The following is a 12851-nucleotide window of genomic DNA, read 5'->3' as shown; positions in this document are numbered from 1 at the left end:
GCGGCCAAACCGTGTTCCCATCAGAACCCCACTTCCTTTTGGTGGCGCACAGCGAGGATCGTGGCGGCGCCCATGTCGATGCGGTAGCGCACCACATAGCCGCTGTCGCCGAAATCGACCAGCCATTCCCGGAACTTGTCGGGCATGTCCTCGATGGGACGGCCGATACCGGGCTGATGTCCAAGAACTTTCACCCCTTGCCGCATGGCCTTCGCCGCACGTTTGGCGGCGTCGATGTTTTTGGCGCAAGGAAGCGATAGAGGCGTTGCACATCGAGCAACGCCGGCTGTGACCAGATCAGACGTGGCATTCAGGTGGCTCGATGTCCTTGCCCTGTTCGAGCTGGGCCAGCCACGCATCGGCTTCGTCGGCGCTCACATGCAGCCCGGTGGTGCGGTACTCTTGCCATGCCTTGAGTGTGTCCTGCCGGAATGCCTCGCGCTTTTCCTCGCGCTCGACGTACTGGGTGATCGCCTCGTGCATGAGCCAGTGAGCCGTGCGCTGGCGAGCAACAGCCAACCGTTTCACGCGGGCCTTGGTGTCGTCGTCGATCTTGATCGACACAGGGCGAATGGCAGCAGCAGTCATTGGCATTGGCATTGGCAACCTCCGTTCGAGTATCTCAGGGTATTACCTTAAGCATACTTGCGGTGCGACTTGGCCGCTCATGGCGTCCAACGGGCCATTGACTCACGCAAGTTGCGTGGACGCTTCCTTGGCCTCCCGGTGAGCCTCGCGAAGTTCGTCGGTGTCATGCCAAGAGCAGGGCGTCGATTTCTTGGGCTTCCTGTCGCAACTGATGCGAGAGGATCCCAAGAAGCCGGTGACGGATGAAGTCCGCAGCATGCTTCGCCGCAGTTGGGCCGAGATCACCGCGCCGCACAAGGACACTGCCGAGGTGTCGCTGACCGCAGCGGACCTGGGCCGCCTGCTGCAGCGGCTGGACGGCCTGGAACCGCGCGTCGCGCAGTGCCAGGTGTCGTGCAAGGATGTGCACTCACCCGACTTCATGCTGGCCGCGCGCAGCCTGGAGGCTGTCGAGTTGGTGGCGGCGGACTCGCCCGAGACCCTCGCTGGCCAAGAAGAAGGAGCCGATGCGCTTTTCCGAGATGCGCCCCGCGCCTGACGAGCTTTGGCTGATGGACGACCGAGGGCGCTACTGCGCCGAGTTCCGGACCTCCTGCGCAGGTAAAATTGGTCGGCTGCTTCGGCCATACCGCAAGCCGGCTGCCTGGCAGGCACAACAAGACAAGGAGTAGGCTTTGAGTAATACACCGTCCGTTGAGCCTGTGCAGGCTGCTGTGGGGGAGCGCAGCAGCCTGAATCTGATACTGGCCAGGGTGCTCCTGCCCTTTGCGCTGGCGCACTTCGTGTCGTATTTTTTCCGGACGGTCAATGCCGTGGTCTACCCCGATCTGGCGCATGACCTGGGGCTGGCGGCGGACAGCATCGGCCTGCTCACCGGGGCTTATTTCTTTGCCTTCGCTGCTGCCCAACTGCCGGTGGGCGTGGCGCTGGACCGCTTCGGGCCACGCAAGGTGCAGGTGCCGATGCTGATGATCGCCACCGTTGGCGCGGCCCTGTTTTCCTATGCGCACAGCCTCACTGAGCTGATCATCGCCCGGGGCCTGATCGGCTTTGGTGTTGCCGGCTCATTGATGGCAGCGATCAAGGCCAGCTCGCTGTGGCTGCCCCAGGAGCGCCTGCCGCTTTCCACAGCGGTGCTACTGTCGGTAGGCGGCATGGGCGCCATGGCGTCGACGGCGCCCATGCATGCCATTCTTCAGCACACCGACTGGCGCGGCGCCTTCATCGGGCTGGGGGTCTGCACCCTGGCGGTGAGTCTGCTGATTCTTGCGGTGGTGCCCGAGCATCCCAAGAAGCAGGAAACCCGGTTTCTGGAGATGGCCGCCGCCGTCAAGCAGCTCTATAGCTCCTGGTCATTCTGGCGACTGGGCCTGTATTCCATCTTTGCCCATGCAACCTACATGGCCGTGCAAGGCTTGTGGATGGGCCCCTGGCTGCGTGATGTCGCACACCTGGAACGCACGGCTGTGGCGAACGTGCTGCTGGCAGGCACTGTGGCCATGGTCGCTGGCTCGCTGGCCTTTGGATGGATCACCGATTACCTGCGCAAATTCGGCGTCAAACCAATTCTGGTCTGTGGCGTCGGCATCTGGGCGTTTGCCCTGTTCCAGTTCCTGATGATCTACGCCAGCGGCATCGATCCTTTTGTGGTTGCCGTCGGATTCAGCTTCTTCGGGACGGCAACCACAATGAACTATGCCATCGTTGCCCAGAGCGTTCCGGTGCACCTGACAGGACGTGTGAGCACCGCATTCAACCTGCTGGTGTTCCTGCTCGCCTTTGTCGTCCAATGGGGCATGGGCAGCATTCTCAACCACTGGATGCCCGACAACGGTGCCTATCCCAAGGTGGCCTACCAATATACGCTCGGGATCATTCTTGCACTGCAGATCCCGGGGCTGCTGCTGTGGCTGACCTTCAAGCCCTGGGTGCGAAACGAGACGGCGCCGGCCGCCTGAGCGACAGTTGGGGCGGCGGTGAACTGACGGCACAGCCCCGCCGGCCAGCATGCAAACTGGAGAAAATCCGCCCTCCACCGAACGTATCCACAAGCCGCCGGGCTGCGGCCAGGCCGCTTGGCGCGTCCGGCGGGTGCCATTCACCAGCAGCGTGAAACCCTCGCAGCCGCGTGCCTTGACGGTGGCGAAGTCTGATCACATGCCCGGAACATAAGTCCCTGGGCATGTGCCAATAAACCGAGATTTTCCATTAGAAAATCTCAAGGTGAAAAAACGGGAGAAAATTGCGCAGGCAAATCAAAGGTTTTTTTCTGTATCCCACAAGCCCTGGCCTGATCAATAGTTTGGATTTGGCTCATCATCACATCCCCCCGCTCAGGCCATCCCAAAATAACGCTCGAAGAACGCGGCGAGTTTGTCCAGCACCGTTTGCTTTTTGGTCGCATGGCCATTGCTCTTGGAGAACCTCGACACAGGCGGCAGGATTTTGGTGACGGCGGTGCCGGTGGCTGCGATGCTGCCATCGCGGAAGGCGTTGTCGATGAAGGTGCGCGTGGCTTCGGCGTTGAGGTTTTCTTCCGAGATGATGCGTTCCAGCTCCTCGGTCTTTTTCGTCGCCACAAAGGACTGCCATTGCGCGTCCACCTTGGTCTTGGTAGTCACCGAATCCACGAAAGACTCGATCAAGTCCTTCTTGTTGCGCAGGCTGGGGCTCGAATTGATGGCGCGCTCTATGGTGGCTCGGATTTCCTTGTCGTCGCCCGTGCCTTTCTTCTTCAGGTACTGTTCGACCAACAGCAGGATGTAATCGACGTTGATTTCGACCTGCTTGATGAGTTCGATCTCGAACACCACATCGTCGTTGATCGATTCCTTCTCCGCTTCCGACGTGCTGCGGAATTCGGCGTACAGGTTCAGGTACAGGCTCTGGTAATCCTGAAACTCGCGCTCGGAGAGGATTTCATGGCCTGAGAAATCGTCGAAGGCCGTCAGGATGTTCTTCAGCCGCAAGATCGACCCGAACAGCTTGATGAACGCCTTCTGTGCCGCCTCGCCGACGATGGACTTGCCGAGCGGAAATCCGGCCACCAGATCCCCGACCCGCTTCTCGTACTCCTTGTAGTACTCGGCGTAAGGCTTCAGCAGCACGATGCCCTTGGCGTCCTTGTTGCCGAACAGGGCGAGCGCGTCGTTGGTTTCTTGCTCCAGATTGCGGAAAGAGACGATGTTGCCGTAGGTCTTGACCGAGTTGAGGATACGGTTGGTGCGCGAGTACGCCTGAATCAAGCCGTGCGCCTTGAGGTTCTTGTCCGCCCACAGGGTATTGAGCGTGGTGGCATCGAAGCCGGTCAAGAACATGTTGACCACGATCACCAAATCCAGCTCACGCTTTTTCAGGCGCTGCGACAAGTCCTTGTAGTAGTTCTGGAACTTGTCGGCGCTGGTGTCGAAGCTGGTGCCGAACAGCGCGTTGTAGTCCTGGATGGCGGCATCCAGAAAATCGCGGGAGCTGGCATCCAGTCCCTCGGTTTCAAACTCCTCCTCGCCCAAGATGCCATCGGATTCCTCCTCGTTGGCGGCAAAGCTGTATATCAGGCCGACCTTGAGCCGCTGCGCCTCGGGTATCGTCTTTTTCTGCTCGGCGAACTTCGCATAGTAGCGTTTTGCGGCGTCGATGGAGGCGCAGGCGAACAGCGAATTGAAGCCTGCGAGGCGCTTGCCGTCGTGACAGTAGCGGCTGGCGCGCTTGGTCTTCTGATCGAAGTGCTCGCGGATGTAGTCCACGATCTGCGTGATGCGCTCCGGTGCCAACAGCGCCCGCTCGGTGTCGATGGCTGACACCTTTTTGTCGCGGATAGTCGCTTGCGTCTTGATCGTGTTGATGTAGTCGATGCGAAACGGCAGCACGTTTTTGTCGTTGATGGCATCGACGATGGTGTAGGTGTGCAGTTTGTCGCCAAAGACCTGCGCAGTGGTACACCGCAGCGGGCCGCCGGTGGTGCCGGAGTTCTCGGCAAAGATGGGCGTGCCGGTAAAGCCAAACAGGTGATAGCGCTGGAACACCCGGGTGATTTCGGCGTGCATGTCGCCAAACTGGCTGCGGTGGCATTCGTCGAAGATCACCACCACATGCGCCTCATACACCGGGTGCTTCTTGTTCTTGGTGACGAAGCGGGAAAGCTTCTGAATAGTGGTGATGATGATGCGCGCGTTCGGGTCTTCCAATTGCCGTTGCAGCACCGCAGTGGACGTGTTCGAGTTGGCCGCGCCTTTCTCGAAGCGTTCGTACTCGCGCATGGTCTGGTAGTCCAGATCCTTGCGATCCACCACGAACAGCACCTTGTCGATATTCGGCAAGCCTCGGGCTAGCTGCGCCGCCTTGAAGCTGGTCAGCGTTTTGCCAGAGCCGGTGGTGTGCCAGATGTAGCCGCCCGCCGCTACGGTACCCAACTGTTTGTGATTGGTGGCGGTGGCAATGCGTTGCAGGATGCGCTCGGCGGCCACGATCTGGTAGGGCCGCATCACCAGCAGCTTGCGATCCACATCGAACACGCAGTATTTGGTGAGGACGTTCAGCAGCGAATGTTTTGCAAAGAAGGTCTTGGTGAAACCGATCAGCTCGGTGATAGGCTGGTTTTTCGCGTCGGCCCACCAGCTGGTGAAGGAAAAGCTGTTGGAGGTCTTGCTCTTGCTGCCGCCTTTTCCACGCCGGGCGGGTTGCTCGTTCAAATGCCCGTAGCGCACGGTGTTGCTGTAGTACTTGGTCAGCGTGCCATTGCTGATGACGAAGAGCTGCACATACTCGAACAGGCCCGAGCCTGCCCAGAAGCTGTCGCGCTGGTAGCGGTTGATCTGATTGAATGCCTCGCGAATATCCACGCCTCGGCGCTTCAATTCGACCTGCACCATCGGCAGGCCGTTGACCAGCACGGTCACATCGAAGCAGGTCGCACGCGCCCCCGCGTTTTCACCCACAGGCGTTTCGTATTGGTTGATCACCTGCAAGGCGTTGTTGTGGATGTTGGCCTTGTCGATCAGGTAGACGTTCTTGGTGGTGCCGTCGTCGCGCTTCAAGACTTGAATGTGATCTTCTTGAATGCGGGCGGTTTTTTCGAGGAAGCCGTCGTTGGCACCGGCAATGCTGGTGGTGAAAAATCGCTCCCACTCGGCATCGGAAAAGCTGATTTTGTTGAGCTTTTCCAGTTGGCGACGCAGATTGGCCAGCAGATCGACTTCCGAGGTGATGGTCAGGTAGTCATACGCCTGCAGTTGAAGTTGCTGGATGAAGGCCTTTTCCAACGCGGCTTCGCTTTGATAGGTGGCCTCGCGCACGCTCGGCGCATCGGGCTGAAATTCGGCGACAACCGTGCTCTCGTTGGATAGCGCAATCGGCTCATAGCGGAAAGGTTTGCGGTCTTCGCTCATGCGGCTTCCTTGAAAGTGAGCAGCCGGTCGCGGTAATGCTCGTACTGCTGACGACGCGCCTTGATTTCGGCGGGCAGGCCGAAAGAAATATCGCTTACCAGCGCGTCAAATTTATCGAGGATAGCAACGATGCGCTCTTGTTCTTCGAGCGGCGGAACGGGAATACGAATCTTGGAAAAGCCGTCGATTAGTAATGTGTTGACCTTGGTGCGCGCCACATATTTGGCCTTTTCGGAGATGAACGAAGTGGTCTGCATGCAGTAAGACACAAATTTCGGATTCATCGAATGGCGGAAGGCGTAGCAGTGATCGTGAATAGCCACGTCGTCAGTGCCCATCCACGCCACAGCTTTGCCAACATCCTCAACGGTTTCGCCCACATCGGCGACCACCACGTCGCCCGGTTTCGCAAAGCGTAAGCCTGATTTCATTTCGGGGCGCACGTGTGAAATCACCTCATTCGCCGATGTGCCGTAGTGGGTGTAAATCTCGCCGTAGTGAATGCAGCCCACACCGTCCTCGACATAGTCAGCCTTGGTGAAACGGCGTCCGCGCATGAATTTTCCGACTTCACTCAAGGTCATCCACCTTATACTTATTGCTTGCTTGCTTGCTTGCTTGCTTGCTTGCTTGCTTGCTTGCTTGCTTGCGCCGCTCATGCGCTCATCGAAACTGAACAGCGCGTCGCGGTAGTACTTGTACTGCCGCCGACGCGCCTCCAGTTCCGCCTCCAGTTCCGCCTCCAGTTCCGCCTCCAGTTCAGTGAAAGTGTCCAGCACTTTCACAATTTCACGTTGCACTTCGAGCGGCGGTACAGGAACTTTCACTCTTTCAAGTGTGTCGGTCGTGATGCCTTTGACGATGGTGCCATTTCCAATAATTGAAAAAGTCTGAAAGTAATAAACGAGAAAACTGCTGTCGATGAAATCATGAAGCGTCAGGCCGCGAAGGTCTTGATTGATCGCAATGTCCGTTGCGGCAATTTTCATTTTTCCTGGGGAAATTTTGACGGCAACAATTACATCGCCAGCACGTATAACGTTGCTTGGACTGTTCTTAAGTCCGTCTTTGGTAATCAAAGATCGTGTTGTGCGAATGAAGTTTCCGGGAATGGAGAGATCACCAACGGAAGCCCATGGAATATCACCATCCCAATAGCTCGCAACAGAACGCGAGGGGGTACCGCCACCAAGATTTTTGGATATGCACTCACCAAGCGGCTTGAACTCCACGCCATTTGGACAGTGCTCGGCAATCAACTCATCAATTCGGCTCATGATTTTTTCTTACCCTCAATCTTGCGCTGCGCGCGTTTCACCGTTTCCAGATACGTTGCTTCGACTTCGGAAGGTTCGGTGACCAACTGCGCACGATATTTTGCATACTCGTTTTCTGCATGGGTGGTGGCTTGCTGGTGGCTGACGCTGCCAAGTCCTTCGAGCGTCTTGGCTTCCAACGCAACGATCAGCCGATCAAGGTGTGCGAGCCAGTCCTTCATGTAGGTAGGCGTGCGGCTTTGTGCACGGAATTCGGCAGCATCAAAATAAGCTGAAACCAAGGTGTTCAAGCGTTTCAACTCGCCCGCATCCAAATAGTTTTTCGCAATGCCGATGTCGTTTTTTGTTGGTTGCTTGCCACTGAACGAGAGTAGCCCCATGAAGGGTTTTCCCGCATCTGCTCGTGCAGTGATCACCTCGGCGGCAGTTTGACCGTGGGCTGCATAGTGCAACTTATTTTGCACTGTCTTGAAAAAGAGCGTGCTTTCCTCGCTTTTTGCATTGTAATCTACGCTGGTGGCATACAGATCAAGCACTTGCCGATAGAGCACCTTCTCACTGCTGCGGATGTCACGAACGCGGTCAAGCAGCTCTTTCCAATAGTTTCCACCCCCAAGGTTCTTTAGCCGGGCATCGTCCATCGCGAAACCCTTGACAAGGTATTCCCGCAAGCGCTCAGTTGCCCAGATGCGAAACTGGGTGCCTTGCGGCGATTTCACCCGGTAGCCAACGGAGATGATGACATCCAGGTTGTAGACATTGGTTGGTTTGGTAGAAAATTCGGAATTTCCGAATTTTCTCATGACCTGTTCTTCAACCAGCTCACGTTCTGCGAAAACATTCTTAATGTGCTCGTTGATCGTCGATTTGGCTCTGCCAAATAAATCCGCCATCTGGTCTTGGGTCAGCCAGACAGTGTCTCCTTCAAGATGAACTTCAATGGACGGCGAACCATCGCCGCGCGGATAAAGGATTATTTCACCGCGGGGCAGTTTACTCATGCCGTTTCTCCTTCCAGGTCCGCGACGATGGCATCGATCTGCGTTCGCAACTCCGCCTGCCGCCCCACGATGCGGGCGATCTTGGCATTGAGCGCCTGGATATCCACCGCCACGCTGTTATCGGCCTGCGCGACATAGGATGAGACGGCGATGTTGTAGCCGTTTTCTGCAATGTCGCCGTTTTCCACCAGCCGGGCGAAGTGATCTATGTTTCTGCGCTCGATGTAGGCATCCAGAATCTTCTGCTGGTGAGCGTCTGTCAGTTTGTTCTTGTTGCCGCTGCGCATGAACTCGGCGCTGGCATCGACAAAGAGCGTGGCATTGTCACGCTTGGATTTTTTCAGCACGATGATGCAGGTCGCGATCGTGGTGCCAAAGAAAAGATCAGGCGGCAACTGGATAACGGTATCGACGTAGTTGTTATCGATCAGGTACTGCCGGATTTTCTGCTCTGCGCCGCCGCGATAAAGCACGCCGGGGAATTCAACAATCGCCGCCGTGCCGTTGACCGCCAGCCAGCTCAGAATGTGCATGGTGAAGGCGAGGTCGGCCTTGCTCTTGGGTGCCAGCACACCAGCGGGCGCGAAGCGCGGGTCGTTGATGAGCAAGGGGTTCGCGTCGCCGTCCCATCTGATCGAGTACGGCGGATTGGAGACGATGGCCTCGAAGGGTTCATCGTCCCAGTGGGCCGGGTCGGTGAGGGTGTCGCCGTGGGCGACGTTGAATTTTTCGTAATTCACGTCGTGCAGGAACATGTTGATCCGGCACAGGTTGAAGGTGGTGAGGTTGATTTCCTGGCCAAAGAAGCCCTGGCGCACCGCATCGTGTCCCAGTACCTTGGCGAACTTGAGCAACAGCGAGCCGGAGCCGCAGGCCGGGTCGTATACCTTGTTGATCTCGGTTTTGCCAACCACGGTGATGCGAGCCAGCAGTTCGGAGACCTCTTGCGGGGTGTAGAACTCTCCACCGGATTTTCCAGCGGTCGAGGCGTACATCTGCATCAGGTATTCGTAGGCATCGCCGAAAAGGTCGATGGTGTTGTCCGAAAACTTGCCGGGTGCGCTGGTCAGGGGCAAGTCACCGATGGCGTCGAGCAGCTTCACCAGCTTTTCGTTGCGCTTGGCCACCGTAGGCCCGAGCTTGCTGCTGTTGACGTCGAGGTCGTCGAAGAGACCCTTGAAGTCGTCCTCGCTGTCCGCACCGTTAGCGGAGCTTTCGATGTCGGCAAATACTCGGCTGAGGGTCTCATTGAGGTTGGCGTCAAGTCGGGCCTGCTTGCGCACGTTGTCGAAGAGGTGTGAGGGTAGGATGTAGAAACCCTTTTCTGCCACAGTTTCGGCTCGACCGAATTCGGCACCAGAATCGTTGAGCGCGGCGTATTCAAATTCGGGATCTCCCGCGTTGCGTTCTTGCTCGTTCAGGTAGGCGGTAAGGTTCTCCGAGATAAAGCGGTAGAACAACATGCCGAGCACATAGGTCTTGAAATCCCAGCCGTCCACGCTCCCGCGCAGATCATTGGCGATACGCCAGATAGTTTTGTGGAGTTCTGCTCGCTCTGTTTCTTTGCTGTTATTCATGAGCAATTCCCCTCCAAGTTACTTTGATCTTTTTGCTTTACGGGTTTCATTAAGCCTGCCCCTGCGAAGCTGTTGTTGTGTCAGGCGCTTTGCTGACTGATTCGGTTGGTGGCACCTCAAGTTCCCAGTGCCTTTCAAGAACGCCGACGAGGCGCTTTTGCCGGTCATTCAGCATCGCCGGTGTCCAGGCACCCTCCGACCGGACTTCCTGCGTCAGGATGAAGGGCGACGCCGTGCCTTTGCCCTTGAAGTACACGTTCTTCTTGGTGGCGAAGTCGTAGTTGCTGGCGGCCGGGTTCTTGCGAACGTGCAGCGATGACTTCGGTTCCCTGTCGTTCTTGATGAGAACGATGCTGCCCAAGAAATACTGGCTGGCTGTGCCGGAGGTGCGCGCATCCTGCATCGCCGACACGAGGTTATCGAACAGTTCCTCCGCTTGCTCGGTTGTCCAGGCGTAGGGGCGCTGGTAGTCCGGGATTTCGAACTGGTAGCTGCCCTCGAAAATCTCCCGGATCAGCTTGTCGTGCGCTTCAAGTGTCTTGGCCATCGTGTTCTGTCTTTCCAATCATTTCTTTGTGTGCGCTGCCGGAGGGCGATACCCTGGCGCGAGCTTGGCGTTCTCCACCCCATACAAGGCCAACGGGTCGCTGAGCCACAGGCGGTACTGTTCTTCCTTGAGGCTGTGATCGGGCGATGCGTCTACGCTCCAGCGCAGCAGCATGTAACCAGCGACCGCCGCACGGACTCGCATCCGGATCGAGCCGCCGGTCATCCCGTAGTCCATCCTGATGATCTCGGAGCGGGCGAGGCGCGGGTGCGGCACCAAGTTCAACTCCACGATCCGCGTCCACTGAATGTCGTTGTCAGGGCGCTCGTTGGCCTTGGGTTCCTCGTCAACCAAGGTCGGCGCTTCGATGCGCGTGACGACGAAGTCGCGGAACTCGCTGCTCTTGCGATCAAAGGCCCGGACGTGCCAGCGCAGCCCGGTGTCGACCAAGGCAAAGGGCACGGTGACCCGCTCGGACTCGCCGCTGCTCATCGAGTGGTAGCGGATCGCTACCGGGCGCTTAGCGTGGATGGCGCGACAAATCGGAGCCAACACGTCCATCTTGGGACTGCTCAAGACGGCTGGTGATTCGCAGGGCAGCAGGGCGTGTGACTCCCCATTGACGCCATCCCCGAACCCCAGAGCGAGCGCAGACAGCACACGCTGTGATGCGTGCTCAAACAGAGGGGCGAAGTCCCTGCCGATGCGATAGATCTTGTTGCTGCCATCAAACTCGATGTTCTGGGGCGCGATCTCGCGGTACAGGGCGAGGTCTCGCGTTGCACCTGCTGGAGCCACTCCGAAACGTCCGCTCAGGTCAGGGCGACCAATCTCGCCGAAGAAGTAGAGCCGGAAGTCGATGTACGCCAACCGCTCACGCTGGCCGTGGCTTAGGCTTTCGACGCGTTGGGGGTGCATAGACTGATGATCCTCATCCACGACGGACGACGGTAAGACCGGAATTGGTTTTATGTTTGTTCATTGCCAGGCAGTTTATATCATCAAAATGATGCTGTTATGCGCCGCAAATCAGACTTTTTCAAACCGATCAGCGACTACCGCTGGGCGGACAGCCTTTGATGACCTGCCGGACCCGAGGAGGCGCGAATGCCCGCACCGGTTCGATGAGTTGTTGCAACTCCTTGGCCAGCCCTTCCCCGGCCCAGCCGCAGGCCCGGAGTTTCCAGCCGATCGCGCCGTCCGGATTGGCGCGGCGACTTTTGAAACGCCGTTACGCTAGCGCATTTGATCCTGGAGTTGCATATGTCGGACGGCTTGGAAGATATCGATGCGGAAGTCAGACCGAAGTTGGAGTACCCATTCGACGCGCCGCCGGAACGCGGGCGCGTGCTGGAGGTGGCGCCCGGCATCCACTGGCTGCGCCTGCCGCTGCCCTTTGCGCTGAACCACATCAACCTGTGGGCCATCGCCGACGACGATGGCTGGGCCCTGGTCGACACGGGACTGCGCTCCGACGACACCATGCGGGTCTGGCGCGAGTTGTTCGCCAACGCATCGGACCCGCGCCCGCTGACCCGCGTGTTCGTCACGCACATGCACCCCGACCACATCGGCATGGCCGGCTGGCTCACCCGCAAGTTCGGCGCGCGCCTGTGGATGACGCGGCTGGAGTACCTCACCTGCCGGACGATGGTCGCCGATACCGGCCGCGAGGCGCCCGCTGACGGCATCGGGTTCTACCGGCGCGCCGGCTGGGGCCCCGAGTCGATCGAGAGTTACCGCGTTCGCTTCGGCAACTTCGGCAAATACATCCATACCCTGCCCGACAGCTACCGCCGCCTGCGCGACGGCGAGGAACTGCGCATCGGCGCCCACACCTGGCGCGTCGTCGTGGGCAACGGCCACTCGCCCGAGCACGCCTGCTTCCACTGCCCCGCGCTCAAGGTCTTGATTTCGGGCGACCAAGTGCTGCCCCGGATCTCCTCGAATGTGTCGGTCTACCCCACCGAGCCGGACGCCGACCCGATGGCCGACTGGTATGCGTCGCTGGCGAAAGTCAAGCAGGAAGTGCCCGACGACGTGCTGGTGCTGCCGTCCCACAACGAATGCTTCCGCGGTCTGCACGCCAGGATCGATGCGCTCAAGCAAGGCCAGGACCGCGCCTTCGAGCGCCTGCGGCGGACGCTGGCCGAGCCCAAGCGGGCCATCGACGTTTTTGGCGCATTGTTCGGGCGCTCCATCAGCGAGGCAGACGTGCACCTGCTCGGCATGGCCACCGGCGAAAGCATCGCTTGCCTGAACCACCTGGTGCTCCGGGGCGAAGTCCGCCGCGAGACCGATGCCAATGGCGTGGACTGGTACCGTTGCCCCGAGCCTGCGCGAAGCGCGCCCGCGCAACGAATTGCGCCAGCGTCTTGACCGGCTTTTGTGCAAAGGCGGGGGTCTGCGCTATTGCGCCACCGGCACCAAGTGCGCCAAATGCTGGTGCGCCGGCGACCACGGTGTGGATGGCACGA

The 12851-nt window shown here is 58.6% G+C and carries 11 protein-coding genes; 3 read left to right on the top strand and 8 right to left on the bottom strand.

Features of this window, described 5'->3' with window-relative positions; all coding sequences use genetic code 11:
* Positions 1-20: 20 nt before the first annotated feature.
* On the bottom strand, positions 21-194 hold the full coding sequence (locus tag VEIS_RS29710) for a type II toxin-antitoxin system RelE/ParE family toxin (protein WP_198137995.1): 174 nt from the start codon (positions 192-194) through the stop codon (positions 21-23).
* Positions 195-297: 103 nt separating this feature from the next.
* The gene (locus tag VEIS_RS11885) at positions 298-564 is read right to left on the bottom strand and encodes a CopG family ribbon-helix-helix protein (RefSeq protein ID WP_232287905.1); all 267 of its coding nucleotides are present in this window, start codon (positions 562-564) and stop codon (positions 298-300) included.
* A 214-nt stretch (positions 565-778) separates the two neighbouring features.
* On the opposite strand from VEIS_RS11885, the gene VEIS_RS11880 reads away from it, so the two are divergent.
* Positions 779-1126: a hypothetical protein gene (locus VEIS_RS11880; RefSeq protein ID WP_011810175.1), complete on the top strand. Its 348-nt coding sequence runs from the start codon at positions 779-781 to the stop codon at positions 1124-1126.
* A 163-nt stretch (positions 1127-1289) separates the two neighbouring features.
* Positions 1290-2546 carry an MFS transporter gene (locus tag VEIS_RS11875; protein WP_321161070.1) on the top strand — a complete coding sequence of 419 codons (1257 nt, stop codon included), beginning with the start codon at positions 1290-1292 and terminating at the stop codon, positions 2544-2546.
* A gap of 375 nt (positions 2547-2921) precedes the next feature.
* On the opposite strand, the gene VEIS_RS11870 is transcribed toward VEIS_RS11875, so the two are convergent.
* From VEIS_RS11870 to VEIS_RS11845, 6 genes are read right to left on the bottom strand one after another with little or no spacing between them, the layout of a single operon-like run.
* The gene (locus tag VEIS_RS11870; RefSeq protein WP_011810173.1) at positions 2922-5972 is read right to left on the bottom strand and encodes a type I restriction endonuclease subunit R; all 3051 of its coding nucleotides are present in this window, start codon (positions 5970-5972) and stop codon (positions 2922-2924) included.
* Positions 5969-7249 (bottom strand): restriction endonuclease subunit S, encoded by a 1281-nt coding sequence (locus VEIS_RS11865; protein ID WP_011810172.1) that lies wholly within the window; start codon positions 7247-7249, stop codon positions 5969-5971. The genes VEIS_RS11870 and VEIS_RS11865 overlap by 4 nt, the downstream gene beginning before the upstream one ends.
* The gene (gene rhuM, locus VEIS_RS11860) at positions 7246-8250 is read right to left on the bottom strand and encodes a virulence RhuM family protein (RefSeq protein WP_011810171.1); all 1005 of its coding nucleotides are present in this window, start codon (positions 8248-8250) and stop codon (positions 7246-7248) included. Before rhuM ends, VEIS_RS11865 begins: the two co-directional genes overlap by 4 nt.
* Positions 8247-9827 (bottom strand): type I restriction-modification system subunit M, encoded by a 1581-nt coding sequence (locus tag VEIS_RS11855; protein ID WP_011810170.1) that lies wholly within the window; start codon positions 9825-9827, stop codon positions 8247-8249. Before VEIS_RS11855 ends, rhuM begins: the two co-directional genes overlap by 4 nt.
* A 49-nt stretch (positions 9828-9876) precedes the next feature.
* Positions 9877-10374 carry a DUF262 domain-containing protein gene (locus VEIS_RS27680; protein ID WP_011810169.1) on the bottom strand — a complete coding sequence of 166 codons (498 nt, stop codon included), beginning with the start codon at positions 10372-10374 and terminating at the stop codon, positions 9877-9879.
* Positions 10375-10392: 18 nt separating this feature from the next.
* Positions 10393-11292, bottom strand: coding sequence for a helix-turn-helix transcriptional regulator (locus VEIS_RS11845; protein WP_011810168.1), 900 nt, complete (start codon positions 11290-11292; stop codon positions 10393-10395).
* 345 nt (positions 11293-11637) lie between these two features.
* On the opposite strand from VEIS_RS11845, the gene VEIS_RS11840 reads away from it, so the two are divergent.
* The gene (locus tag VEIS_RS11840) at positions 11638-12753 is read left to right on the top strand and encodes an MBL fold metallo-hydrolase (protein ID WP_011810166.1); all 1116 of its coding nucleotides are present in this window, start codon (positions 11638-11640) and stop codon (positions 12751-12753) included.
* Positions 12754-12851 lie beyond the last annotated feature (98 nt).

Source organism: Verminephrobacter eiseniae EF01-2 (assembly GCF_000015565.1).
Lineage (GTDB): Bacteria > Pseudomonadota > Gammaproteobacteria > Burkholderiales > Burkholderiaceae_C > Acidovorax > Acidovorax eiseniae.
The sequence above is the reverse complement of the archived record's forward strand: the minus strand, read 5'-3'. Positions and strand labels throughout refer to the sequence as shown.